We start from the raw sequence: 25339 nt of genomic DNA, 5'->3' as shown, positions 1-25339 counted from the left end.
CCATTCGTTTCGTCGGCCTGCAAGAATGGCGGCGACCTCGTTCGTGGCCGCCGCCGTCATCAGGTTTCAGCCGCTCACAGGCCCCTTGCCGCTTCCTCGGCCGCCTTTTCGGCGTTGAAGCCGCCGAAGTTGTCGAAGACACCCATGAAGCCGGGGACGGTCGACTCGCGCGACCAGTCGCGCTGGAGCTCGCAGTACATCTGCACACGGCTGATGAGCTTCGCGCCCGCCTGCTCCATTCGGCGCAGCGCCGCCTCGTGCGCGGCGAGGGACGTGCCGCCGACCGCATCGACCGGCACATACACCTCATAGCCTTCCTGCATCGCGTCGAGCGCCGGGAAGGTCAGGCACGCTTCGGTCCAGAGCGCGGTCATGATGAGCTTCCGGCGGCCGATGGCCTTGACCGCCTGCTTGAACTCGGTGTCCTCCCAGCTGTTGATCGAGGTGCGGTCATAGGTCGGCAGGTGGCCGAGCACGTCCTGCAGCTCCTGGATCGGCGGCTTGTTACGGCCGGTCGCGATGTTGACCGTCGAGTGGACGACCGGGAGGTTGTAGTTGACCGCCGCCTTGGCGACGCTCGTGATATTGAAGACGAGCTCGTCGCGCGCCATCGAGCGGATCGAGGAGACCTGGATCGGCTGGTAGTCGATGATGATGAACGCTGAATTCTCGGGCGACAGGAGCTGGTCGGTGTGGGGGTTGCGGATGATCTCGCTTGCCATTGGCAGGTCCTTTCTTTGGTGATGATGCGCGCTTGCGGGAAGGCCGGAGGCCGTTCGGGTCGATGGGTCGCGCACGCCCCCTTCACAGGACCGATCGAATGCACACATCCCGTAAGCGGCCGGCTCTGCTATCGTCGCCCGGGAAGACATGCGCCCGGGGAGACATGCGCCGACGGGCGACGTTGTCTCGAAGGAATATTGCCGTTCCCACGAGTGATGCGGTAGCACCCTCTCGTGGCAAGCTGTGTCGCGAAATGGGGAACGCCGAATTGGACATCGAAGAGCTGCAGACCTTCGTGGAAGTGGCTGACGCCGGGGGCGTTTCGCCTGCGGCGCTCCGGCTCGGCGTCTCCAAATCGATCGTCAGCCGGCGGCTCGCCCGGCTCGAAGCGGAGCTCGGCGTCCAGCTTCTTGCCCGCACCACCCGGGGCGCCGCTCTCACGGAAGCGGGGGCCACGTTCCGGGACTATGCCGCCAGAGTCTGCGCCGAGATCGACGTGGCCAGGGAAACGATCCTGCCCGCCGGTGACCTACGCGGCCGCTTGCGCGTTGCCGTGCCGCTTTCGTTCGGCCAGACTCACTTCGCGCCCGTCCTCGCGGAAATGGCGCGACGCCACCCCAAGCTCCAAGTCCACACCTGCTACAGTGATCGCTTCGTCGATCTCATCACGGAGGGTTATGATTGCGCGATACGGGTTGGCTACCTTCAGGACTCCAACCTGATCGCAAGACGCGTCGGACCCATCTATGGGAAGTTCGTCGCGAGCCCGGACTACATCAAGGCGCATGGGTCGCCCGAGACGCCGGAGGAGCTCGTCGCTCATGAGGCGCTCATGCAGGGCACCGAAAGCTGGCAGCTCATGGACGGCGACGAGATCATCACGGTTCGTCCGCAGGGGCGCTTCAAGGCGGACAACGGCATAGCTCTCGTTGCCGCCGCAACGGCAGGGCTCGGGATCGCCTACCTGCCCGATTGCCTCACCCATGACCATGTGGCCTCCGGCGCGCTTGTGCCGGTCATGACACGCCATCCGCCGCCTCCGGCCGGTGCCTATGTCATCCGCCCGCCAGGTCAGAATCCCGCACGGAAGATCCGGGTCCTCACCGAATTGCTGATCGAGCACTGCGAACCGGCCCCGCACCTCGCAAGACCTGCCTTTGCCTGAGTGGCACGCCGCCTACGATGGGTCCGCATCATGAATGGGACGGCCGACGCCGAGCAAGACGCATGAGCCGGCGGCAGGCCTGGTCGGTCGGGAAGAGCGCGGCGTCATGCGGCGAACCGAGCATCGAGGACGAGGCATGACAAAGCACCGCATCTATTCGGTCAGCTTCGCGAGCGTTTATCCCCACTACGTCGCCAAGGCGGAGAAAAAGGGGCGGACGAAATCCGAGGTCGACGAGATCATCCGTTGGCTGACCGGCCACAGCCAGGCGACGCTGGACGAAGAGCTGGCGAACAACACGCCCTTCGAGGACTTCTTCGCGACGGCACCGGCGATGAACCCCTCGCGGTCGCTCATCACCGGCGTCGTCTGCGGCGTCCGCGTCGAGACCATCGAAGAGCCGACGATGCGGGACATCCGTTATCTCGACAAGCTGATCGACGAGCTCGCCAAGGGCAAGGCGATCGGCAAGATCCTGCGCACATAAGATCGGCCCCGGGCCGGCGGACGAAGCGCCTGCACGGGGCCGTCCGTCAGCGCGCCTGGGCGAGCGCGACGGCATCGGCGCCCGCCGGGAAGCGCAGTTGCCCCGCGGTGTCATGAACGGCGGCCCAGACCGCCTCTGCGACATCGCCTTCGCGGGTGGTCAACGCCGGCTGTCCGAACGCTTCCAGAATCGGTCGCGCGAACGCGGCATAGTCCCCGGGCAGCAGCTCCTCGACCGGCACGATGGCGTTGGCGGCAAACCGGGTCGTCGGCGCATAGCCCGGCTCGACGAGCTTCACCTGCACGCCGAAGTGGCCGAGCTCGTGCGCCAGCGAGCCGGAGAACCCTTCGACCGCCTGCTTGGACGCCGTGTACGCCGCGGCGAGCGGGAATGCAGCGAGCGTGGCGCTCGACGTCACGTTGACGATCGTGCCCGACCGACGCTCGCGCATCTGCGGGATGACCGCCTGGCACATGGCCATGACGCCGATCGTGTTGGTCTCCACCAGCTGGCGGATCAGCGACATCGGCATCGCCTCGAAGGCGCCGACGCCGCCGACGCCGGCGTTGTTGACCAGCACGTCGACCGGGCCTGCAGCGTCGATCGCGGCCGCGATGCTCCGCTCGTCCGTGACATCCAGCGGCAGCACGCGCAGCCGATCGGACCCGTCACCGAAAATAGCCGGGTCGGGACGCCGCATCGCGGCCATCACGGTCCACTCCCGCTGAAGGAAATGCTCCGCAATCGCCTTGCCATAGCCGGACGACGTGCCGGTGATGAGGATGGTCTTGCTCATTGCCTGTCTCCTTGCGCTCGATGCCGAGGAGATAGACAGGCAAGCCAGGACGATCCATAATTCAAAATCCATAATCAATTACGGATCGTCCAGACGTGGATCCTCTGAGCGATATCATCGGCTTGCTTCGGCCGACGGCTGCGGTCTCGAAGCCGATCTCGGCGCGCGGGCGCTGGGGCGTGCGCTATCGAGCACACGATGCGCCCGGATTCACGATCGTCCTGGAGGGGCAGGCCTGGCTCACCTTGGACGGCCAGGAGCCTCTGCGGCTGGCCCAGGGCGATTTCGTGCTCCTGCCCACGACGCCGGCCTTCTCTCTCGCCAGCGAACCGGATGCCGCATGCATCCCGGTCGAACCGCGCAACGAAGCGGTCCGGCACGGGGAACCGGACGGCGACCCCGACTTTGTGGCGCTCGGCGGCAGCTTCGCGTTCGAGCGGGTCAATGCCCCCCTCCTGCTCGCGCTGCTGCCCGGCCTCATCCACATCCCGGCGTCTGAAGGGCGAGCCACACGGTTCGGCCGCCTCGTCGATCTGCTCGCTGAAGAGTGCACCGTCGACGATCCGGGCCAGGAGCTGATGATCCGGCGCATGCTCGAGGTGCTGCTGATCGAGGCGTTGCGCCGGCGCGGTATCGGACGTCAGGCGACGCCGACAGGCCTCCTCAGCGGCCTGCAGGACCCGGCGCTCGCGCGGGCGCTGCAAGCGATGCACGCCGATGTGCGGGCGAACTGGACCGTTGCCGATCTGGCCAAGGTCGCCGGCATGTCCCGATCAGGCTTCTCCGCCCGGTTTGGCGACGTCCTGGGCTGTGCGCCCATCGAATATCTGGCGCGCTGGCGCATGGCGATCGCCAAGGACGCCCTCACGCGCGGGATGAAGTCCCTCGATCGCATCGCGGACGAGATCGGCTATGAATCCGCCAGCGCCTTCAGCACAGCGTTTCGCAAGCGCCTCGGCTGCCCCCCGGGCCAATTTGCGCGCGACCTGAGGGGGCCGAACCACATCTGAGACCAGCCTTGGCCCGCGCCTTAGTGCGTGCGCGCCGTCATCCATCGTCCCGTTTTCATCCGGACCGGGCTCCGGCGGTCTCGGCCGGAGCCCCTTTGTCCATGCGGCCGGCGATGCGTGCGCCGGTCAGATCTGGGCGACGCCGCCGTCCGCGAACACCTCGCTGCCGGTCATGAAGCTGCTGTCGGCGGAGGCGAGAAAGGCCGCGACCGCAGCGATCTCGGCCGGATCGCCCAGCCGTCCGATCGGCGTGCCGACGCCCATGGCGTCCATCGCTTCCGCGCCGACGACCTCCAGCGCCAGCTCGGTCCGCGTCGGCCCCGGCGAGAGCACGTTCACGCGGATGCCGGTGCCGCGCAGGTCCTGCGCCCAGCTGCGCGCAAAATTGCGGATCGCCGCCTTGGTGGCGCTGTAGACGCTGAAGCTCGGCGTGCCCATCACCCCCGTGCTCGACCCGGTGAGGATGATCGAGGCCCCCTTCCCCATCAGCGGCAAGCCCTTCTGGACGGTGAACAGCAGCCCCTTGACGTTGACATCGAAGGTGCGGTCGTAGTGCTCGGGCGTGATCTCGCCCAGCGGCACCAGCTCGCCCGTCCCCGCATTGGCGAACAGGATGTCGAGATGGCCGCGCTCCGCCTTCACCGCCTCATAGAGCCGGTCGAGATCGGCCATGTCGGCCACCGAGCCGCGCACCGCGCGCGCCGTCGGCCCAAGCTGCGCCAGCGCGGCGTCGAGCGCCTCCTGCCGCCGGCCGAAGATGAACACGAATGCCCCCTCGTCGACGAAGCGCTTCGCCGCAGCGAGCCCGATGCCGCTGCCGCCGCCGGTCACCACCGCCGTCTTGCCCTCAAGCCTCATCATGTCGTGCCTCCATCGTTCAGGTGGCACGTAGCTGATGGATCACACACCTATTGACAAGTATGCACCTTTTGGTAAGTGCCAATTATGACATCAACGCCTCCGCAGCTCCCCGGTTTCACCTGCGGGCTCGACGCCACGCTTCGCGTGATCGCCGGCAAGTGGAAGCCGCTGATCCTGTACTTTCTCCTCCAGGGCCCGAACCGCTACGGAGAACTGAAACGAGCGGTTCGCGGCGTCAGCGACAAGGTGCTGATCCAGCAGCTGAAGGAGCTGGAGGCCGACGGCGTCGTGCGGCGGACCGACTACAAGGAGGTGCCGCCGCGGGTCGATTACGCGCTCACCCCGCTCGGCCGCGGCCTCGCCGAAGCGCTCGTTCCGCTCTGCACCTGGGGCACGGAGAACATGGCGGAGGTCGCGCGCATCTTTGCTGAGCGCGGGGGCTGGCGCGGCGGAGGGGGGTGAGCGCGCTTGGGTGGGTTTCGGGATTACGTCCTGGCGTCGCTTGGCAGCCGCCAGAACCGCGATGGCCCCATTCACGGCGACGGCTTCCCACAGCGTCGCGCCCTCCTCACAATCTGGCGAAGATTAGCAGACTACTGTCTAATGGCTCGGTAGTTTGTCAAGTTTTTTTGAGTAAATTGATGTATATTTCAGATATCATGGCGATATAAAGCGTTCACGTTCACAGATTTACCTGCGAACGGCGAACAACTTCTATCGGATGCCGAATGCCAGGCGGACGGGTCTGGTGTCACCGAAGGCCGCAGCGCAGCGAAGGACCGTGCAGCGGTTGACACCGGACCCGGCCGCGTGGCCGTGACGGGAGGGGTCTGTCTTCTCATTCGCTTGCGGCAGGCGCCGCCCGAGGCTGCTGGGTTGTCTACGCGGTCAGCACCGAGCGGCCAGCAATGTGGGAGGCGATAACCCGATCTTCCAAAGTCACCGGCGCGAACGGAGCTGCAAAGTTTACCGCGGAATGATCGGGCCTTCGCCCTCGGGCGAAGCCTCTGCCGGCGCCCTGCCCGCAGGGGGCGGTTGCCGGCGAAGCGGCATATCCTCCTTGTCAGGATCTGCGGAACGGGTGAGAAGCGGCCGCTCGCGTCGGCTCAGGCCACGGCCGCCGGCTGGGCCGGCCGCCCCTTCGGGTCGAAGGCCAGGCCGTACTCCCACATCTCGTGCAGGATCACCGCCATCTTGCGCGCCAGCGCCACCCGAACCTTCTTCACGCCCTTGGCTGGGATCATTCGCGCCGCCCAGTCCTTCAGGACGCAGCTCCCGCGCCAGCGAAACAGCATCACCCCGGCCGCCTCGTAGAGATACGAGCGCAGGAGCGGATCGCCGCAATGCGAGATCTTCCCGCGAATGTCGACCTCGCCCGACTGGCTGCGTCGCGACGTCAGCCCCAGATGCGCCCCGACATTGCGCGACTTGCCGAAGCGGCCCGGCTCGCACACCGTGCACAGATAGGCCACCGCCACCAGGGGCCCCACGCCCGGCATGCTCATCAGCAGCCGGCAGGTCTTGTCGTCGCGCGCAAACGTCAGCAGGGCCCGGGTGGCGGTGGCCAGCTCCTTGCGCACCGCCGCCATCGCCGCCAGCAACGGCTCGACCACCGCGCTCAGCGCCGCTTCGCCCGCCAGCTTCTCGCGCACCAGGCCGACGAATACCTGGCCCGATCCCTTGCCCAGGATCAGCCCGAACGGCTTCAGGAGCCCGCGGATCGTGGTCTTCAGCGTCGCCGCCGCCTCCACCAGTTGCTGGCGTGCCGCCAGCGCCGCCCGCAGTTCCTGCGCCTGGCGCCGCTTCACATAGACCTGCCGGAACAACAGCGTCCGCGCCAGGTCCGCCAGAACCCGCGCATCGTTGCGGTCGGTCTTGTTGCGCAGCTGCGCCAGCACCGGCTTGGCGTGGCGCGCATCCACGCACACCGCCGGCACGCCTAGCTCGCGCAACCCGCTCGTTAGCCACGGGCTGGTCGAGCCCGTCTCCAGCGCACAGCGCACCAGATCCGGCACAAAGCGCTCCAGCGCCGCATGGATCGACGCCGGATCGCTGGCGCTCACCCTGCGCCACACGATCCGCGCCTCTTCGTCCACCACGCAGATCTGCGTGGTCTTGAGCGAAACATCCAGACCAGCATAAACTCGCATCGCCTCCTCGGCTTCCTCGGGGGCATCGCCGTAGCGCCGCTAACGCTCCGGCTCGGCAGGCGCCTAACACGCGCCTGCCATCACCCCCAAAGTCTCCGGAATCCCACCGATGAGCAATTGGCTGAGAGCCTGTCGACGGAACTCGCGGTTCTGGCCTTCAGGGTGCGCTACATGGCCTTCATCAACGAAAGGCGATTGGGCGGATGGGATCGCCTGCTTGCGGTGATGGCCGTGCGGCACCCGGATCTAGCACGCCGCTTCTTCGACCTTGGCCCGGGCCGCGGACAATCACATCTGACGACGATCATCGAGCCACGGCATCGCCAAGGGACGCATCAACCCGGAAAGCGCCGCCGACGCAGCGGGCAACCTGGTCGGGCTTTGGCCCGGCTTTACCGCCGTCGAGATCAATCTGCTGGCCTGCGCACCCATGTCGGCTTCCGAGCTCAAGAAGCGCGTGAAGCGTGGCGTCGCGCTCTTCATGCGTTCGCATGCGCCGACTGGAGCGCGCGCCCGATGCCCCTCGCGCTGTGCGCGGCTGATAGCGAACGGGTGGACAGCCGCCTCAAACACCGTAATACTGTCAGCCGGGGGTCGGATTTTGCCGCAAGGGTTGCTACACGCGCGTGGGGCACTTGCTCAGGCGGTGGGGGCAAGTGCCGAGCGGCAAGATACCATGGCAGACTTCACCTACATGGGCTCAAAGAAGCTCCTCGCGCCGCGCATCGCCGAGCTCGTCGCCGGCATGGCTGACGGGCCGTTTCTCGACCTTTTTTCTGGGATCGCAGCCGTGGGATCGCAAATCGGCACGCAGCGCCCGGTCTGGTGCAACGATGTCCAACATTTCTCCACGCTGCTGACCGGACAGAGATTTCACGCGGCGAGCGCATTTAGGACCGGATCGAAGATCGCTGATGACGCCCAACCGCTTTTTGCCTCAAACCGATCCGCGCTGGAGGTCGCTTTTGCCGAAGAACTAGAAATCGAGGCGCGCTCGCTTTCGGAATCGAACGCAAAGGCGTCGCGTGAACTCATCGCAACAATGGCCGAAGTAGGTCACGCCCGATGTAAGGCGCTCCGCGACCAGGGGCAACACTGCCTGTTCACTGCGACGCATGGCGCGACCTATCTTGGAATTCGCCAGTCAATCGACCTCGACTCGGTACGCCATGCCGCGGATCAATTGCTAGCCGCCGGCACGATTAGTGGAGAGGAACACCGTTGGATGGTCCTCGCGCTATGCCAAGTCATTTCTACTATAAGTAATTCAACAGGGCATTTTGCCCAATATCTATCCCCGAGCGACTTAAACTTTCGCCGGATATTGCGCAAGCGCCGGATGGATGCCTGGTCACTTTGGATAAGTTCGCTTCGCGAAAGCCGTCCACTTGGCACAGTTGCGTGGCGACGGCGCAATCAGGTCTTCAGAGCGGAAGCCGTGAGCTTGCTAGTAAGGCTCTCGAGCAAAGCGCGACAGCCGGCTGTTATCTATGCTGATCCGCCATACACTAGCGATCAATATTCTCGCTATTATCACATTCTGGAGAATGCAGTCCTATATGATTACCCCGAGACGTCGAGCAAAGGGCAATATCGGCTGGATCGGTTCACCTCAGGCTTCTCGCTTAAATCAGGGGTCAGCCGCTCGTTTGATGAGCTGATTGCGGCCGCCGCGCAACTCCGCTCGGTCTTCGTCCTGAGCTACCCGACGAACGGATTGCTTAAGGATTCGACGCAGCGCATTCTTGAAATCCTGACGGAGCATTTCGAATACGTCGAACGCCCCATCGTCGTCCCGCATATGCATTCAACCATGGGCGGCTCAAAGGGCGCACAGAAGCAAGCGGTCGAAGAAAATATCTTCATTGCCTACCAGAATCAGATCGCGCGTTATCGAGCCGGCAAGCCTTGCGATCGGGCCGCCGCAGTTGTCGCGCGACGCCCGGCCGCATCGACGGCGGCAGGCATTGAGGACATCGTCGCTTGACCGCACGCACGCTCAAGATCGCGGTGATAAGCGATCTCCACGTCTTCAATGGCTCGTCGAATAACGGCGACAGCCCGTCGACGATCGGAACCGCTGATCCGCAGGACGCGCCGGAACGACACCCGTTCCGCGGGCTCGCGCAGATGATCGAGCGCGACAAGATCACCGCTGACCTATTGATTTGTCCCGGCGACTTGTCAGACAAGGCTGACCCGGCCGCTCTTATATACGCTTGGGGCAAACTCCATGAGTTGAAAGATCAACTCGGCGCCAAGCATCTGATGGCGACAACGGGCAATCACGATGTTGATTCACGCAATCAACACAATGATCATGATCCCAAAGGAAATCTTCAATCGCTGGTGCCCATGTTTCCAGGTATCCAGGAGCCGCTATGCGATCACTACTGGTCGCGAAATTTCGCGATCGTCGAAGAGGGGGACGTTCGTATCGTCCTACTGAATTCCGCAGCGTTTCACGGATACGGCGCTCACGCCAAACCCGAATACCAACACGGCCGAATAAGCTCGAAGACAATCTCGGCCCTCCGCCAGGCGCTCGACGGCGGGGAGCGACGCGTCAACATCCTCGTGTGCCATCATCATCCGGCGACGCACAACCCGGTTGACGAGGAGGACTATAGCGAGATGGCCGGAGGCGATCGCCTGATCGAACTCCTGGATTCAGGTGATTTCGGCTCGTGGTTTTTGATCCATGGCCACAAGCATTACCCGCGCTTGACCTATGCATCTGGCGGCGCTTCGTCACCGGTCATTTTCTCGGCCGGTTCGTTCAGCGCCTTCCTTTACCAGAAGATTGCCAGCCGCGCGCGGAACCAGTTCTACATTCTCGAAATCCCGCTCGACGACCTTGACGCTCTCGAGCTGGATCTGGCTGGGACGTTGACCGCTTGGGATTGGATCAACATGTTTGGATGGCAGCCAGCCAGCGCAACGTCGGGGCTCCCGCACAAGGTCGGTTTCGGCTGGCGCGAGTCGGCGCGAACAATCGCAACGATGATTGCGACCCACATCGAGGGCAAACCAGAAGTCGTAACTGGCGAGGAAATTCTCGCTGCGATTCCCAAACTCCGCTTCCTGCGCCCCGAAGAACTTGAGACCGTCGTCCGACGGCTCGCAATAGGCCACCAGATCGTCGTACAGCTGAAGGATGGTGTGATCTGCGAGGTGGGCCGGTCATGAATGTCTTGATGTCGGCCCCGAGCGTTTTCGAATCGTTCAACGCGCGCAATCTCGACCCTACTCAGGTTGCACAGCGTTTCATTCCACCACGGCAATTCGATGAACTTATCCTGCGCAATCACAGCATCGTCGTCGGCCCGCGGGGCAGCGGCAAGACGACGCTGCTCAAAATGCTCCAGCTCCCCGCACTGGCGTCCTGGAGGCACCCGGATGCGGACAGCTTCCGGTCGAAGATTGACTTCACTGGCGTATTCGTCGCCGCAGATATCAGCTGGGGCGCGCAGCTGACCGCTTTGGGCGAGGCGCGGCTGTCGGATGACCTGCGCACGCTGCTCGGGTTCTCGGCATTCACAACCCATATGTTATCCGCGTTGGTGCGGGCCGTGAAGGAGGCGATGAGTCCTGCAATTGCCGAAGTGCCATCTCTGGCTAGACTTCATGTCGATCTCAGCCGGGAGACAATCGCGGCGCTTGTCCGGACCCTCTCCAAAGGATGGGAGCTGACGCCCGAGCTCCCCACGTTATTGGCGTTGCAGTCGGCGCTCCAGGGTCGATTGTCGCGTATTGCGCAGATCGCCAATCAGCTGGCGCTCGCGGGCGTCCGCGAGCTTGATTCGAACAACGCTGAAACGCGATTCCTATATCTTGACGCGCTCGCGGCAGTCTCATTTGGCGTCGAGCAGTTTAACAACTACGCTGAACAGCCTTATCGCAAGTGGGCATTGCTATTCGACGAGCTCGAGATCGCGCCGCAAGCGATCCGTCAGGCGCTTCTCAAAGCGCTGCGCAGCACAAATTCGAACCTGCTCTTCAAGCTTTCGCTCAGCCCCTACCATCAGGACGCGGGGCTATTGAACAACGCTATCGCCGCCATGCCCGCCCAGGATTACCAGCCCATCGAGCTTTGGTATGCCCGAAAGGAACAGGGCTTTCAGTTTTCGCGCGCACTTCTCGAGGCGATGATCGCGGATGCGGGCTGCGAGGGCGTGAAGCCTGAAGACATTTTCGGCACAGCATCGATCGGCACGCGCGACGAAGGCACGGGTGCGCAGCCTTCCACCTATCGGCCGGGGACCGAGGTGCATGCGCGTTACAAGCGACTCGCAATGAAGGATCCAGGCTTTGCTGCCTATGTGAGCGAAAATCGCGTCGACCTTGACGCAATGCACGAGATGTCATCGGCCGAACGTGCCGGTATCGTGCGCAAAATCACCTCGATCGTTATGGTACGCGAAGCATATCGCTCAGAGCCACAGACGATCGGTGGCGGCCAGCGCTTGGGGCGTAGCCGTAAGAATGCCAACATCTACTTTGGAGTTGATGCACTACTTGCGATCGTCGAAGGCAACCCTCGCTGGCTGATCGGATTGATGGGGCCTCTAATCAGGCGATATAAGGACGATAAGCAGAGAATCCCGCGGTCGGTTCAGGCCAGCTCGATCTCGACCGCAGCGGACCGCTTCCGGGCGCTCTTGCGCACCATCCCTTATGTACCGGATGGGATGGCTCCGTTCCGCCACAAGAAGATGGCTTCGCGTGGGTTGCTTTCGCTCCTCGATGCTCTCGGTGAACGCTTTCGGCGTCATGTCATCGTCGATGAGTTCTCCCCTGATCCCGTCCTTTCGTTCACAGTCGACGCGAATACGTCGGAATCTCTTCTCTTGGCACTGGGTCGTGCGCTCAACGCGGGCGCCATCATTCTCGTCCCCGACTCGGGTGCCGAGGCGATCGCGAGCTCAATCCGGGGAAAGCGCTTCCGGCTTTCCTATATGCTCGCGACCAGCTACGATTTACCGTTGCTTCTCGGCCGCGAAGGGTCGCTGCAACGATTGCTCACCGACGAACGTGATAATTCTGCACCGTTGTTCCGGGGGGATCTATGAACCCGCTCGGCATTGAGGTCATTGGCGATGGGTCGATAGCCGATCGGTTCGACTTGTTCATAGGAACGCTCGGCTACGAAAGTCGGTCAAGCTACCTCGCAAGGCAAGGACTGATCAACGCCGCCCGCAAGATTGCCCTGGCATTTCCCGAGGAGGATTACGCCGCCTACTTCAGCAACCGCAGCTTCCTACTAGCAGCGCAATTCGAGATAGTGCCTAAGGACGCCGGCACACTCTCTCAGTTGGTTGCGACCGCACTTAGCGCGCACCCGCGTGATCAGGACAGCAGCTTTTCAATCTTGGTCGATATCTCGTCAATGTCACGCCCGATGCTTGCAGACCTTGTCTACTTGCTCAGCACGAGCGAAGAAGTTGACAACATCTTCGTGACGTTCGCCTATCTTCCCGCTGCATTCGTTAAAGAAAATGCGGAGCATACACCGGTCGCCGTGACGGAACCCGTAACCCCGGAATATGCCGGATGGACATCAACGCCAGAACGCCCCGTCACCGCTGTGGTCGGACTAGGCTATGAGCGCGACTTGGCGCTGGGCACACTTGAGTATCTTGAGCCGACCGCAGCATGGATGTTCATACCAACCGGTGAAGATCGGCGTTACGACGATGCGGTGAACCAAGCCAATCGCGACCTCAAAGATATTATCAGCGAAGAGCGCTCGATGAGCTATCATGTCGACAGTCCGGCACGGGTTTATTCCATTCTTGAGAGTTTAATTTACGGACTAGTTCAGACCTCGCGCCCGATTTTAATTCCCTTTGGGCCGAAGATATTCAGCTTGTGCTGTCTTCTTATCGCGCGTACTTACGCGCCGCAGCTTACGGTGTGGCGCGTGAGCGGCGAGACGCATGCAAGACCGGGCGACAGAAAAGCTAGCGGAAAAATCGTAGCGCTCAAGACACGTTTCGCGAGGATCGCGCCTGTCATGTGAGCTTGACCAACATGCCTTGCTAGTCGGTTAAGACGGTGCGCTCATTTCGATCGCAGCCATGTTTGGGACGCCAACAGCGACCATTGACCGGCATCGAACTGCTAGGCGTCGTCCCATCTGTCACATCCGCAAACGGTGGCTCTTAGAATCTGGCAATATCGATCGGCATGAGCAGGTCAGGGCGCGTAGTAGACCCGCCTTTCTGCGAGCCGTTCCGCACCAGAGCGCTTCCGTCTTATGAAATGACTTTCCTCCGCCGCTGAAGTGGACGGAGATCGTGACAGTTTACCAATCCTGGCAACCTTGTGACGGAGTTGAGAGCCGCTGAGGAATCCGCACCGTGTATATGGGCATCGCGGCGTTGGCGGCTGCCAAGCCACACCTGGGTGACGCTCGGACGCAAGAACGAACTAGCGGCGCCGTGCGCCGCGAATTTCGTAAACTGTTGTCGCCGTAATTCCTGTCACCGTAATTCCAGGTCTCATTGATGAAGACCAGCCGCTCGGGGTCGAGATCGAGTTGGCCGTGAACCAGGCCTGTCGCCGCCTCACGAGGTCGGGGCGCTCCTGCTCCACTGCATGGGCGGTCTTTTTTCGCGTGATGGCGTGCCGTTTGAAGAAGAACTGGATCGAGGTCGAAGCTGAAAATCAGCCCCTGCTCGTTCAGCACCTGCCGCACCTCTTCGATTGAGCGGTCCGCGTCCGGACCAAGCGTTTCCAGGATAGCGCCCTTGTGGGCGTCGATCCGGCCTGACTTGCGGTCACCGCCAGGTGCTTTGGGCCGTGCGTCCCCTGTTCCCTCTCGCGCCTGCGCCAGCGGCTTACGCTCGCCGCGCTCACCTCGAAACGATCCGCGGCTTCGCGGTGCATCGCCCCCGCCATAACCGCCGCCAGAACTCTCTCCCGAAGATCTACCGGCAAAGCCTTCGACATGCCCGCCGGCCTCCTTCCGGCAGACAGTTTGAATCAGCTTCCCATCCAATTGGGAATCCCGATTCAGCCAGATCGAGTCACGCTCTAGCAGTCCCGGTCCGACCAACGGCTCCACGCACTCTAACGTCAGCCAATTCACGATGCCGACGGTCCGGTCCGCCGATCTTATCCATTTCAAACACGCTTGATGCAAATTGATCCTGACGATGTAATTAACATGCTTGGCGCCTTATGCGCCGCACAGGGGAATCGATGACCACATTAAACGACGCCGATATTGCGAAGGAAATTAGTCAGCAGCGGCTGATCCTCAACGCCAATACCAACGGTTTGGCCGGCGCCTGCTACGAGCTTCGGATGGGCAATGTCTACTATGACCTGACGGAAGATGGCCGGCGCTTCGCGCTTGCTCCGGGCGAGGCGGCGCTGCTCAAGCCGGGGCACCGCATCGTGCTCATAGCCGCCGAAGAATTCGACGTTCCCGCTGACGTTCTTGTTCGCATCGTCTCGAAGGGATCGCTGTTCAGTGTCGGCCTCAGCCCGGTTGCGACTTATGCCGATCCAGGTTTCAAGGGCAATCTCGGCATCGTCACCGAAAATATCAGCGCCAAATATATCGAACTCCCGCAAGGTGAGCCGATCGCCAAGGCCGACTTCACCCGGCTTTCGGGGCCAGCGGCAAAGCCCTACCACGGTCAGCACGGCTTCCAGGCGGGTGTCTGGCCGATCAAGACGCACCTTCAGAAAAGCCATGCCGAGCTCGCGCATGACCCGCGCGTGCAATCCGAGCGAGCCGAAGCCCTGGCACTCCTCCCAGCGGCCACGCGGACGATCATCAAGAAGATTGAGCGATCGCAGGCCTGGATCAATGGCGCGCTTGCGCTGGCCATGATCGTCAATGCCTTGGCGCTCTTCGCCATGGGCAGGGGGTGGATCGACGCATTTCATGCTATCCTCACCAATCTGGTGAGCAGCGCGATCGTCGGTCTTCTCACCTTCTGCGTCACTTATTTTCGGAAGCCATGAGCTATGGAATTATCGGCCCTAATTGAGCAGCAGATCGATCGAGATCGTCGGCGGGGGTTCAGGGTTGATTTCAAGGACGTTGCCGCACGCGAACAGCAGATCACGCACGATCTTGTCGGCCTGTTCGGCGAGATTGGCGAGTTTTCGAACGCCTTGAAAAAGGTGACGCTCGCCCGCACGACGCAAGGTTATGAGGGGCAGACGCTCGCGGAGGCGACCCCGCATCTGCGCGAGGAGCTTGCCGACGCTGCGATCTACATCTTCCGGCTCGCGACGCTGCTCGGCGCAGATCTTGAGATGGATATTCTGGAGAAGATCAGTCGTAATGACGAACGCTATCGCCAGCTCGAGCGATAAGCGAGTATTCTTCCTGGGGGTGAACACGGGCTATGTCACGAATGGCTTGCCCGACAGCCGCTATGTCGAATTCTACCGGCAACGATCTTCCCGCGCCCTGCATTGCGCCATTATCGGAAATGTAGTTGTGCCTGGGGGCCATGGGAGCAATGACGCGACGCCGACGCTCACGGGCGATCCTGTGTGGAGCAGGGTTGCTGCGGCCATCGCCGAGGCCGGGAGCATGGCCGGCATCCAACTCGCCACGAGTTGGGCGGGCTATGTCGGCACCCGCAAGTTCGTCGGGAGCGACCCTGGCAGCGTGATCGCGGATGCCCGCACGCTCGTCGAGGAGCTCGGCCCCGGCGGCAGCTCAACCATAATCAAGGCCTTCCACGAGGCTTCGAACATGGCAATAGATCATGGCTATCGGCATGTGCAACTCCATGGCGCGCACGGCTATCTCCTGAGCCTGCTCATCGACTATCGCATCAATTCCCGGAGCGAGGAGGTCCTTGACCGCCTGTCCCGGCTTGCCGAGCGCCTGGCGGCAGCCGGGATCGAGACGTCTCTTCGCATTTCGCTGTTGACGGGGGATGCCGCCTTCGACGCGGCAGGCGCCACGCGCTTCCACGACAGCGTTGCGGCACTGCCCTTCGATTTCATCGATCTGTCGTCCGGCTTCTACAATATCGACAAGCGGCTAATCTATCCGAGCCGTCCGGATGTGATCGCTACGCGCCGCTCGATGACCGTGAATGTTGCCAGCCGACATCCGGGCCAAAGATTCATTTTGTCGGGACGAGCGATGAACGCCGCCCGCGCGGCGCTGCCAGATAATCTTCACATCGGACTCTGCCGCGACCTGATAGCGAACCCGCTTTTTTTCGCCCAGCCCGATCGAGGATGCGAGAATCGAAGCAAGTGCCACTATTTCTCGAAGGGTGAAGGGTCGCTGCGTTGCGCGCGGTGGGATGAAAGAACGTCAACTCTTCCGCAAGGCACACCCCGTGACTAGTCGGCCACCAAGGCGCTGTCGCGAGCGCCACTATCCCCTCACTCCCATTCGATCGTCACCGGCGGCTTCGACGTAATATCATACGTCACCCTATTAATACCTGCACCTCGTTGACGGTGCGCGTCGCCACGGCGGCCAGGAGGGCCAGTCAGGACCGACGGCGTCCCGTCGATCCTTCGCCCATGCCCACCCGGCGCTGCTTTCAGCGTCTGCTGGCAGACCAGCCCCCACGGCGGAGCCCGTGTTCGCCCGCCAGCACCGATCTTCGAACAGCCTTTGCCCGCGCCCTTAGTAATGGACGGACGCGGAACCGAGCGGCATCGTCTTGGGTGGTGCGAACTTGGTCAGGTCGACGCCTTCGACCGCGGCCCGGTATTCCTCGGCATTCGGCGTGCGGCCGAGGATGGCGGCCAGCACCACGACCGGGGTCGAGGCCAGGAGCGATTCGCCCCTCTTCTCGGCGCTGTCCTCCACGACGCGGCCCTGGAACAGACGGGTCGAGGTGGCCAGGACGGTGTCGCCCTTCTCCGCCTTTTCCTGGTTGCCCATGCACAGGTTGCAGCCCGGGCGCTCGAGATAGAGGATGTTCTCGTATTCGGTCCGGGCCTGGCCCTTCGGCTTCGCGTCATCGAACTCGAAGCCCGAGTACTTCTGGAGGATTTCCCAATCCCCCTCGGCCTTCAGTTCGTCGATGATGTTGTAGGTCGGCGCGGCGACGACCAGGGGGGCCTTGAACTCCACCTTGCCCTGGGCCTTTTCGACGTTCTTGAGCATCTGCGCGACGATCTTCATGTCGCCCTTGTGCACCATGCACGAGCCCACGAAGCCGAGGTCCACCTTCTTGGTGCCGCCGTAGTAGGAGATCGGGCGGATGGTGTCGTGGGTGTAGCGCTTGGAGACATCGGCGTTGTTCACGTCGGGGTCGGCGATCATCGGCTCATCGATCAGGTCCAGATCCACGACGACCTCGGCGAAGTACTTGGCATTGTCGTCGGGGGCCAACGCCGGCTTCTCGCCCGAGCGGATCTCGGCGATGCGCGCATCCGCCTTGGCGACCAGGCCCTTCAGCGTGCCCGCGGCATTCTCCATGCCCTTGTCGATCATGATCTGGATGCGCGACTTGGCGATCTCCAGCGACTCGATCAGCGTCTCGTCCTGCGAGATGCAGATCGAGGCCTTGGCCTTCATCTCGGCCGTCCAGTCGGTGAAGGTGAAGGCCTGGTCGGCGAGCAGCGTGCCGAGGTGGACTTCGATGATGCGGCCCTGGAAGACGTTGTCGCCGCATTGCTTGAGCATCTGCGCCTGGGTGGCGTGCACCACGTCGCGGAAGTCCATGTAGGGCTGCATCGTGCCCTTGAAGGTCACCTTGACCGATTGCGGGATCGGCATGGTCGCCTCGCCGGTGGCCAGCGCCAGCGCCACGGTGCCCGAGTCGGCGCCGAAGGCCACGCCCTTGGACATGCGGGTGTGGCTGTCGCCGCCGATGATGATCGCCCAGTCGTCCACGGTGATGTCGTTCAGCACCTTGTGGATCACGTCCGTCATCGCATGATAGACGCCCTTCGGGTCGCGCGCGGTGATCAGGCCGAAGTTGTTCATGAAGGCCATGAGCTTCGGAATGTTCGCCTGCGCCTTCTTGTCCCAGACGGAGGCCGTGTGGCAGCCCGACTGATAGGCGCCGTCCACCAGCGGCGAGATGACGGTGGCCGCCATCGCCTCGAGCTCCTGGGCGGTCATCAGGCCGGTGGTGTCCTGCGAGCCGACGATGTTCACCTTGACCCGCACGTCCGAGCCCGCGTGCAGCACCTTGCCCGGCGTCACGCCGACGGCGTTGCGGTTGAAAATCTTCTCGACCGCGGTCAGGCCCTGGCCCGCAATGGCGATCTCCTTGTTCGGGGCGAACACCGGGGTCGGCTCGATGCCGAGGGTCTGGGCCGCAAACGTCTGGAGCTTCTTGCCGAAGACGATGGCATAGGAGCTGCCGGCCTTCATGAACTCCATCTTCTGGGGCGTGAAGGCGGCGGCGACATCGACCAGCTCCTTGCCGTTGTCGTCGCGCAGCTTCTTGGCCTTGACGTCGATCGACAGGATGGTCCCGGTCTCGACCGAATAGGTCTGCTCGAGAACCGGATTGCCGTCGTTGTTGAGGATCGGCTTGCCGTCCGCGCCGGTCTTCCTGACCCAGTTCTTCAGGTTGATGCCGATGCCGCCGGTCACGTCCACCGTGGTCGCGAAGATCGGCGAGATGCCGTTGGTGCCGGCCACCACGGGCGCGTAATTGACGAAGGGCACATAGGGGCTGGCCTGCTTGCCGGTCCAGAGCGCCACGTTGTTGACGCCGGACATGCGCGACGAGCCGACGCCCATCGTGCCCTTTTCGGCGATCATCATCACGCGCTTGTCCGGGTGCTGCTTTTGCAGCGCCACGATCTCCTGCTGCGCTTCGGGCGTGATCATGCACTGGCCGTGCAGCTCGCGGTCCGAGCGCGAATGCGCCTGGTTGCCCGGGGACAGGAGGTCGGTCGAGATATCGCCTTCGGCAGCGACGAAGGTCACGACCTTGATCTCGTCCTCGACGTCCGGGAGCTTGGTGAAGAACTCGGCCTTGGCGTAGCTCTCGAGAACGCCCTTGGCGACGGCATTGCCCGCCTTGAAGGCATCGCGCAGCCGGAACATGTCGGCGTCGTAGAGGAAGACCTGGGTCTTCAGCACCTCACCGGCCCTCTCGGCCAGGGCGGGGTCGTCGCCCAGCGCGATGTCGAGCAGCACCTCGACCGAGGGCCCGCCCTTCATGTGCGACAGCAGCTCGAGGGCGAAGGCGGGGGTGATCTCCGGGACGAGCGCTTCGCCGACGATGATCCTCTTCAGGAACGCAGCCTTGACGCCCGCCGCACTGGTCGTGCCCGGCAGCGTATTGTAGATGAAGAACTTGAGGGCGTCCGTGCGCTGCGCGTTGCCGGCATCCTCAATGATGGCAATGACTTCGGCGGTCAGTCCGCCGTCATCGATCGGCTTGGGGGCGAGCCCTTGGCTTTTCCTGCTCTCGATCTCGGTCAGATAATCCAGGTAAAGGCTCATCGGGATCCCAACCTCATGAGTTGCATGGCGCTGAAGCGCAACGCCACCAGCGCGCATCATCAATCTATCGTAAGCGATTATGGGCTTCGCGCACGTCAATCAAGACCGGATGACAAGACACCGCATTTGCGCAAAAAGCGGCCATCAAATGCCCGTCGGACGGGCACGATGACATTCATCAACTTCATCCAGGCGGGTCTTCCGGACGTGATCACTCCCACTCGATCGTCCCCGGCGGCTTCGACGTGATGTCGTAGGTCACCCGGTTGATCCCCTGCACTTCGTTGACGATGCGCGTCGCCACGGCGCCCAGGAAGCCCATGTCGAACGGATAGAAATCCGCCGTCATGCCGTCCACCGAGGTCACGGCGCGCAGGGCGCAGACGTGGTCGTAGGTGCGGCCGTCGCCCATCACGCCCACGGTGCGCACGGGGAGCAGCACGGCGAAGGCCTGCCAGATGTCGTCGTAGAGGCCGGCGCGGCGGATCTCTTCCAGGAAGATCATGTCGGCCCGGCGCAGGATCTCCACCTTCTCCCGGGTGACGGCGCCGGGGCAGCGGATGGCGAGGCCGGGGCCCGGGAAGGGGTGGCGGCCCACGAACACCTCGGGCAGGCCGAGCTCGCGGCCGAGCGCGCGCACCTCGTCCTTGAACAGCTCGCGCAGCGGCTCCACCAGCTTCATGTTCATGCGTGCCGGCAGGCCGCCGACGTTGTGGTGGCTCTTGATGGTCACCGACGGGCCGCCGGTGAAGGAGACGCTCTCGATCACGTCCGGATAGAGGGTGCCCTGGGCCAAAAAGTCGGCCGGGCCGCCGCCGGCGTCGGCGAGGTTCTTGGCCTCGGCCTCGAACACGTCGATGAACAGCTTGCCGATGATCTTGCGCTTCTGCTCCGGGTCGGTCACGCCGTCGAGCGCGCCGAGGAACAGCTCCTCCGCCTCCACGTGCACGAGGGGGATGTTGTAGCTCTCGCGGAACATGGTGACGACGCGGTCGGCCTCGGCCGCGCGCATCAGCCCGTGGTCGACGAGCACGCAGGTGAGCTGGTCGCCGATCGCCTCGTGGATCAGCACCGCGGCCACGGCGGAATCGACGCCGCCGGAGAGGCCGCAGATGACGCGGCCCTGGCCCACCGTCTCGCGGATGCGGGCCACCGCCTCCTCGCGAAACGCCTTCATCGACCAGTCGCCGGCGCAGCCGGCGATGTTGCGCACGAAGTTGCGGATCAGCGCCGCGCCATGGGGGGTGTGGATCACCTCCAGGTGGAACTGCACGGCGTAGTAGCGCCGCGCCTCGTCGGCGATGGCGGCGATCGGCGCGTTGTCGCTGGTGGCGACGACGGAAAAGCCTTCGGGCAGGCGGGTGACGCGGTCGCCGTGGCTCATCCAGACCGGGTAGCGCTCGCCCTTGCGCCAGACGCCCTCGAACAGGGGTGAGTCGGCGGTCACCTCCACCTCGGCGCGGCCGAACTCGCGGTGATGGCCGCCCTCGACCTCGCCGCCGAGCTGCACGGCCATGGTCTGCTCGCCGTAGCAGATGCCGAGCACCGGCACGCCCGCCGCGAAGATTTCTACGGGCGCGGATGGCGCATCAGCATCAAGAACAGAGCACGGGCCGCCGGAGAGGATGACGGCCTTGGGCCGCATCTCGGCGAAGGCGGCGGCCGCCTTCTGGTAGGGCACGATCTCGGAATAGACCTTCTCCTCGCGCACGCGCCGGGCGATGAGCTGGGTCACCTGGCTGCCGAAGTCGACGATCAGGATCTTGTCGTGCTGGCCGCCCTCGCCGATGGCGAGCGCGGTGTCGGAGGCGGTGGAAGGAAGGTCCGTCATCGCGGTCAGCTAAGCCATGCTCGAGGGGTTCGCAACCGGGATCAGCATAACGCGCCCGCGCGTGCGATGCGCGCTGATCCTGGTCAAAGGACCGACCATCACCGCCGCGCCACCGCGGCGACGAAGAAGCCGTCGGTGCCGGTGGCGCGCGGCGTGAGCTGCACGGCGCCGCCCGGGCGCTCCCGGTGGGGGGCGCCGCCGGGCAGCGGCGGCAGCGGCGCCGGCGCAAAATCCGGGTGGCGGGCGAGGAAGCTTGCGATCTGCTCCTCGTTCTCCTGTGGCAGCACCGAGCAGGTGATGTAGGCGATGCGGCCGCCGGGCTTCACCAGGCCGGCCGCCCGGTCGAGCACCACCTCCTGGTCGCGCAGGCGCTCGGTGAGGCTGCCGGGCCGCAGGCGCCACTTGGCGTCCGGGTTGCGGCGCCAGGTGCCGGTGCCGGTGCAGGGGGCGTCGACCACCACGAGGTCGATGTGGCCGGCCAGATCGGCGAGCGGATCGGGCCCGTCCGGCCGCCAGCGGCCCTTGGGCGCGCGCACCTGCACGTTGCGGGCGCCGGCGCGCTCCAGGCGGGCGTAGAGGGGAGCGAGCCTGCGGCCGTCGATGTCGGTGGCGTAGATCTGGCCGCGGTTGTCCATCAGGGCGGCGAGCGCCAGGGTCTTGCCGCCGGCGCCGGCGCAGAGGTCGACCACCTGCAGGCCCGGCGCTGCTCCGGTGAGCAGGGTGGCGAGCTGCGAGCCCTCGTCCTGCACCTCGAAGCGCCCTTTGATAAAGCCCTCCTCGCCTTGCAGCGAGGGGCCGCGGCCGTCGCGCGGCGCGGCGATGCGCAGGCCCTCGGGGGCGTAGGGGGCAGCGGTGGCGCCGAGGTGGGCGAGGTCGGCCAGCGTCTCGGCCTGGGTCGCCTTCAAGGCGTTGGCGCGCAGGTCGATGGGCGCGCGGGCGGCGAGCGCGGCGAGCTCGGCCACCGCCTCGTCGCCGAAGGCCTGGACGAGCGCCGGCGTCAGCCAGTCCGGATAGTCGCCGGCCACATCAGGCGGAGCGCCGTCGAGCGTGACGTGGGCGAAGCGCTCCCGCTCCTCGCCCGTGAGCGGCGGCGGCGCGTGGCCCTCGCCGGAGAACAGGGCTTCGGCGGCGGTCAGGTCGAGACCGCGGTCGAGCCGGAGCATGCCGAGCACGGCGGCGCGCGGCGTCTCCGCCCCCATCAGCCACTGGGCCGAGGCCTTGCGGCGCAGGGTGTCGTAGACCAGCGAGGCGATGGCGGCGCGGTCCTTGGCCCCGGCAAAGCGGCGCTTGAGGCCCCAGTCCTTGAGCGCATCCGGCGCGGGCCGGCGCCGCTCGGCGATGTCGTCGAGCACCTCGATGGCGGCAGCGATGCGGGCCCCGGGGGTCATGGGCAGTTTCCCAAGTGGATGGATGGCCGGGTCAAGCCCGGCCATGACGCCATAAGGCGTGCCGCGACCTTCCCAGTGTCATGGCCGGGCTTGACCCGGCCATCCATCACGCGGAATGACTCACGGGCCATAGGACACCAGGATGCGCACGGCGAAGATGATCCACATGATGCCGAGCACCACGGTGCTGACGGCGAAGGCCGCGCCGCGCAGGGGCACGGTGTTCGAGGTGACGTGGATGCCCATCTGCACGGCGCGGGCGGCGACGTAGATCCACTCCAGGACGACGAACAGGAAGTCGGCCTTGCGCGTTACCAGCGCCAGGATCACCAGCGCGTAGAACAGCACCGGCATGGTCAGCGCGTTGTCGTAGGCGTTGTTGAGCTTGCGCGACGCCTCGGGCCAGCGGTCGGCATCGAGGGCGATGTCGCCCACGCGAAAATCCTGGCCCTTCATGGCGCGCTGGCGCACCACCATGAGCCCGATCAGCAGCGCGAAGGTGAGCGCCACGAGGACGAAGACGGGAAGCAGGATGGCCTGGACGGTCATGGCGCGGGGAGCCTTCCGGTGGGCGGGGTCGCCTTGAAGAACAGCGTCGGCGAGGCCGTGTTCCAGCCGCCTGCTGCCGCCATGGCCGGGCTATCGGGATGCACACATCTCGTTGCGGCCGGTCCTGCTGGCGTCGCGGCGGTTGGACCCGCCCCCCACCAGTCCCTCCGCTTCGCTCGGGCCAGCCTCCCCACAAGGGGGGAGGCCGTTCGGCTGGCCGCCTCGCCAATTCTTCAAGGGCTGCAAACAAACGCTCCTCCCTCCCCCTTGTGGGGAGGGATTAAGGGTGGGGGTCGTCCAGCTTGCGCTACGCTTGCAGAACAAGAGCTCGGCGGGCTCAGATCGACGACGGGTAGTTGGGGCTCTCGCGGGTGATGGTCACGTCGTGCACGTGGCTCTCGCGCAGGCCGGCGCCGGTGATGCGCACGAAGGTCGACTTCTCGCGCAGCTCGGCCAGGTTGGCGGCGCCCACATAGCCCATGGCGGCGCGCAGGCCGCCGGCCAGCTGGTGCAGCACGTTGGCGACCGGGCCTTTGTAGGGCACCTGGCCCTCGACGCCCTCGGGCACCAGCTTCAGGGTGTCCTTGATATCCTGCTGGAAGTAGCGGTCGGCCGAGCCGCGCGCCATGGCGCCTACCGAGCCCATGCCGCGGTAGGCCTTGTAGGAGCGGCCCTGGTAGAGGAACACCTCGCCCGGGCTCTCCTCGGTGCCGGCGAGCAGCGAGCCGACCATGGCGCACTCCGCCCCCGCCGCCAGCGCCTTGGCCACGTCGCCCGAGTACTTGATGCCGCCGTCGGCGATCACCGGGATGCCGTGCACCGATGCCGCCTCGACCGCGTCGAGGATGGCGGTGAGCTGGGGCACGCCGACGCCGGCGACGACGCGGGTGGTGCAGATCGAGCCCGGGCCGATGCCGATCTTGATGGCGTCGGCGCCGGCGTCGATCAGCGCCTGGGCGCCGCTCTTCGTGGCCACGTTGCCGGCGATCACCTGCACCGCGTTGGAGAGCTTTTTCACGCGCGTCACCGATTCGAGCACGCGGCGGGAGTGGCCGTGGGCGGTGTCGACGACGACCACGTCGACGCCCGCATCGATCAGCCGCTCGGAGCGGATGAAGCCGTCCTCGCCGGTGGTGGTGGCGGCGGCGACCCGCAGGCGCCCGCGCTCGTCCTTGGCGGCGTTGGGATAGGCGACCTGCTTCTCGATGTCCTTGACCGTGATCAGGCCGGTGCAGCGGTAGTGGTCGTCGACGACGAGCAGCTTCTCGATGCGGAACTGGTGCAGCAGGCGCTTGGCCTCGTCCTGGCCGACGCCGTCGCGCACGGTGATCAGCCGGTCCTTGGTCATCAGCTCGGAGACCGGCTGGCCCAGGTTGGTGGCGAAGCGCACGTCGCGGTTGGTGAGGATGCCGACGAGCTTGCCGTTGTGGCCCTCCGGCCCGCGCTCCACCACCGGGATGCCGGAGATGCCGTGGCGCTTCATCAGGGCGAAGGCATCGGCCAGCGTCTCGTCCGGGTAGATGGTCACCGGGTTGACCACCATGCCGGATTCGAACTTCTTCACCCGGCGCACCTCGTCGGCCTGCTGCTCGGGCTCGAGGTTGCGATGGATGACGCCGATGCCGCCGTGCTGGGCCATGGCGATGGCCATCGGCGCCTCGGTCACCGTATCCATGGCCGACGAGATGATCGGCAGGTAGAGCTTGATCGTCTTGGTGAGACGGGTGGCGACATCGACCTCGCCGGGCATCACGTCCGAGGGGCCGGGTTGCAGCAGCACGTCGTCGAAGGTGAGGCCTTCGCGAATACGTCCGGTGGTGTCGAATTCTGCCATGGTCAACTTCCGATCCGGCATCGCCGATGGTGACCGCCCTGGTCCGCCGCCCCCCGAAACAGAGGATCGATGCGCGGGCGAAGTTGACGGCGGCCCATAGCACGTCGTTTTGCATCGCGCAAAAGTCAACGCG

At 64.5% G+C, this 25339-nt stretch carries 21 protein-coding genes and 3 pseudogenes; 12 read left to right on the top strand and 12 right to left on the bottom strand.

Annotation, left to right across the window (positions count from 1 at the left end; translation table 11 throughout):
- Positions 1 to 74 precede the first annotated feature (74 nt).
- Positions 75 to 722 (bottom strand): hydrolase, encoded by a 648-nt coding sequence (locus tag ACZ5PO_RS21865; RefSeq protein WP_464183864.1) that lies wholly within the window; start codon positions 720 to 722, stop codon positions 75 to 77.
- Between the two features lie 269 nt (positions 723 to 991).
- Here ACZ5PO_RS21865 and ACZ5PO_RS21860 point away from each other — a divergent pair, with 269 nt between their 5' ends.
- Both ACZ5PO_RS21860 and ACZ5PO_RS21855 read left to right on the top strand, forming a co-directional pair.
- Positions 992 to 1888 (top strand): LysR family transcriptional regulator, encoded by an 897-nt coding sequence (locus ACZ5PO_RS21860; protein ID WP_464196986.1) that lies wholly within the window; start codon positions 992 to 994, stop codon positions 1886 to 1888.
- 136 nt (positions 1889 to 2024) lie between these two features.
- Entirely contained in the window at positions 2025 to 2375 is a 351-nt protein-coding gene (locus tag ACZ5PO_RS21855) for a DUF2200 domain-containing protein (protein WP_464183862.1), read from the top strand.
- 46 nt (positions 2376 to 2421) lie between these two features.
- Here the strand turns inward: ACZ5PO_RS21855 and ACZ5PO_RS21850 are convergent, their stop codons facing one another.
- On the bottom strand, positions 2422 to 3171 hold the full coding sequence (locus tag ACZ5PO_RS21850; protein ID WP_464183860.1) for an SDR family oxidoreductase: 750 nt from the start codon (positions 3169 to 3171) through the stop codon (positions 2422 to 2424).
- A 95-nt stretch (positions 3172 to 3266) separates the two neighbouring features.
- Here ACZ5PO_RS21850 and ACZ5PO_RS21845 point away from each other — a divergent pair, with 95 nt between their 5' ends.
- Positions 3267 to 4181, top strand: a complete 915-nt coding sequence (locus ACZ5PO_RS21845; RefSeq protein WP_464183859.1) for an AraC family transcriptional regulator — start codon at positions 3267 to 3269, stop codon at positions 4179 to 4181.
- 126 nt (positions 4182 to 4307) lie between these two features.
- On the opposite strand, the gene ACZ5PO_RS21840 is transcribed toward ACZ5PO_RS21845, so the two are convergent.
- Positions 4308 to 5042 carry an SDR family NAD(P)-dependent oxidoreductase gene (locus ACZ5PO_RS21840; RefSeq protein ID WP_464183857.1) on the bottom strand — a complete coding sequence of 245 codons (735 nt, stop codon included), beginning with the start codon at positions 5040 to 5042 and terminating at the stop codon, positions 4308 to 4310.
- Between the two features lie 84 nt (positions 5043 to 5126).
- On the opposite strand from ACZ5PO_RS21840, the gene ACZ5PO_RS21835 reads away from it, so the two are divergent.
- Complete coding sequence (locus ACZ5PO_RS21835; protein WP_464183856.1) at positions 5127 to 5504, top strand: winged helix-turn-helix transcriptional regulator; 378 nt, start codon at positions 5127 to 5129, stop codon at positions 5502 to 5504.
- A gap of 644 nt (positions 5505 to 6148) precedes the next feature.
- On the opposite strand, the gene ACZ5PO_RS21830 is transcribed toward ACZ5PO_RS21835, so the two are convergent.
- Positions 6149 to 7192, bottom strand: a complete 1044-nt coding sequence (locus ACZ5PO_RS21830; RefSeq protein ID WP_464183855.1) for an IS110 family RNA-guided transposase — start codon at positions 7190 to 7192, stop codon at positions 6149 to 6151.
- On the opposite strand from ACZ5PO_RS21830, the pseudogene ACZ5PO_RS21825 reads away from it, so the two are divergent.
- Positions 7076 to 7465, top strand: a pseudogene (locus ACZ5PO_RS21825) (hypothetical protein); the annotation flags it as partial. The gene ACZ5PO_RS21830 and the pseudogene ACZ5PO_RS21825 sit on opposite strands and share 117 nt — an antisense overlap.
- Before the next feature lie 15 nt (positions 7466 to 7480).
- On the opposite strand, the gene ACZ5PO_RS21820 reads toward ACZ5PO_RS21825, so the two are convergent.
- Positions 7481 to 7675, bottom strand: a complete 195-nt coding sequence (locus tag ACZ5PO_RS21820) for a hypothetical protein (protein WP_464197252.1) — start codon at positions 7673 to 7675, stop codon at positions 7481 to 7483.
- Between the two features lie 193 nt (positions 7676 to 7868).
- On the opposite strand from ACZ5PO_RS21820, the gene ACZ5PO_RS21815 reads away from it, so the two are divergent.
- Genes ACZ5PO_RS21815 through ACZ5PO_RS21800 form a run of 4 tightly spaced genes read left to right on the top strand, consistent with a single transcriptional unit; the run spans position 7869 to position 13214 of the window.
- Positions 7869 to 9179, top strand: coding sequence for a hypothetical protein (locus ACZ5PO_RS21815; RefSeq protein ID WP_464183852.1), 1311 nt, complete (start codon positions 7869 to 7871; stop codon positions 9177 to 9179).
- Complete coding sequence (locus ACZ5PO_RS21810) at positions 9176 to 10381, top strand: metallophosphoesterase family protein (RefSeq protein WP_464183851.1); 1206 nt, start codon at positions 9176 to 9178, stop codon at positions 10379 to 10381. Before ACZ5PO_RS21815 ends, ACZ5PO_RS21810 begins: the two co-directional genes overlap by 4 nt.
- On the top strand, positions 10378 to 12264 hold the full coding sequence (locus ACZ5PO_RS21805) for an ORC-CDC6 family AAA ATPase (RefSeq protein WP_464183850.1): 1887 nt from the start codon (positions 10378 to 10380) through the stop codon (positions 12262 to 12264). Before ACZ5PO_RS21810 ends, ACZ5PO_RS21805 begins: the two co-directional genes overlap by 4 nt.
- On the top strand, positions 12261 to 13214 hold the full coding sequence (locus tag ACZ5PO_RS21800) for a hypothetical protein (protein ID WP_464183849.1): 954 nt from the start codon (positions 12261 to 12263) through the stop codon (positions 13212 to 13214). Before ACZ5PO_RS21805 ends, ACZ5PO_RS21800 begins: the two co-directional genes overlap by 4 nt.
- 474 nt (positions 13215 to 13688) lie before the next feature.
- Here ACZ5PO_RS21800 and ACZ5PO_RS21795 read toward each other — a convergent pair.
- Positions 13689 to 14146: pseudogene (locus ACZ5PO_RS21795) on the bottom strand (IS630 transposase-related protein); the annotation flags it as partial.
- A gap of 252 nt (positions 14147 to 14398) precedes the next feature.
- On the opposite strand from ACZ5PO_RS21795, the gene ACZ5PO_RS21790 reads away from it, so the two are divergent.
- From ACZ5PO_RS21790 to ACZ5PO_RS21780, 3 genes are read left to right on the top strand one after another with little or no spacing between them, the layout of a single operon-like run.
- The gene (locus ACZ5PO_RS21790) at positions 14399 to 15172 is read left to right on the top strand and encodes a dCTP deaminase domain-containing protein (protein ID WP_464183847.1); all 774 of its coding nucleotides are present in this window, start codon (positions 14399 to 14401) and stop codon (positions 15170 to 15172) included.
- Between the two features lie 3 nt (positions 15173 to 15175).
- Positions 15176 to 15529 carry a hypothetical protein gene (locus ACZ5PO_RS21785; protein WP_464183845.1) on the top strand — a complete coding sequence of 118 codons (354 nt, stop codon included), beginning with the start codon at positions 15176 to 15178 and terminating at the stop codon, positions 15527 to 15529.
- Entirely contained in the window at positions 15498 to 16526 is a 1029-nt protein-coding gene (locus ACZ5PO_RS21780; RefSeq protein WP_464183844.1) for an oxidoreductase, read from the top strand. The genes ACZ5PO_RS21785 and ACZ5PO_RS21780 overlap by 32 nt, the downstream gene beginning before the upstream one ends.
- Before the next feature lie 38 nt (positions 16527 to 16564).
- Here the strand turns inward: ACZ5PO_RS21780 and ACZ5PO_RS21775 are convergent.
- From ACZ5PO_RS21775 to guaB, 6 genes and pseudogenes are all read right to left on the bottom strand, one after another.
- A pseudogene (locus ACZ5PO_RS21775) lies at positions 16565 to 16674 on the bottom strand (GMP synthase (glutamine-hydrolyzing)); the annotation flags it as partial.
- 140 nt (positions 16675 to 16814) lie between these two features.
- Positions 16815 to 19604 carry a bifunctional aconitate hydratase 2/2-methylisocitrate dehydratase gene (locus tag ACZ5PO_RS21770; RefSeq protein WP_464183842.1) on the bottom strand — a complete coding sequence of 930 codons (2790 nt, stop codon included), beginning with the start codon at positions 19602 to 19604 and terminating at the stop codon, positions 16815 to 16817.
- A 211-nt stretch (positions 19605 to 19815) separates the two neighbouring features.
- The gene (gene guaA, locus ACZ5PO_RS21765; RefSeq protein WP_464196984.1) at positions 19816 to 21444 is read right to left on the bottom strand and encodes a glutamine-hydrolyzing GMP synthase; all 1629 of its coding nucleotides are present in this window, start codon (positions 21442 to 21444) and stop codon (positions 19816 to 19818) included.
- An 89-nt stretch (positions 21445 to 21533) separates the two neighbouring features.
- The gene (locus ACZ5PO_RS21760) at positions 21534 to 22823 is read right to left on the bottom strand and encodes an RsmB/NOP family class I SAM-dependent RNA methyltransferase (protein ID WP_464183840.1); all 1290 of its coding nucleotides are present in this window, start codon (positions 22821 to 22823) and stop codon (positions 21534 to 21536) included.
- A 120-nt stretch (positions 22824 to 22943) separates the two neighbouring features.
- Positions 22944 to 23372 (bottom strand): MAPEG family protein, encoded by a 429-nt coding sequence (locus tag ACZ5PO_RS21755; RefSeq protein ID WP_464183839.1) that lies wholly within the window; start codon positions 23370 to 23372, stop codon positions 22944 to 22946.
- 337 nt (positions 23373 to 23709) lie between these two features.
- Positions 23710 to 25206: an IMP dehydrogenase gene (gene guaB / locus ACZ5PO_RS21750; RefSeq protein ID WP_464183838.1), complete on the bottom strand. Its 1497-nt coding sequence runs from the start codon at positions 25204 to 25206 to the stop codon at positions 23710 to 23712.
- Positions 25207 to 25339: the final 133 nt, after the last annotated feature.

Source organism: Chelatococcus sp. KU-N122 (genome assembly GCF_055391085.1).
The sequence above is the reverse complement of the archived record's forward strand: the minus strand, read 5'-3'. Positions and strand labels throughout refer to the sequence as shown.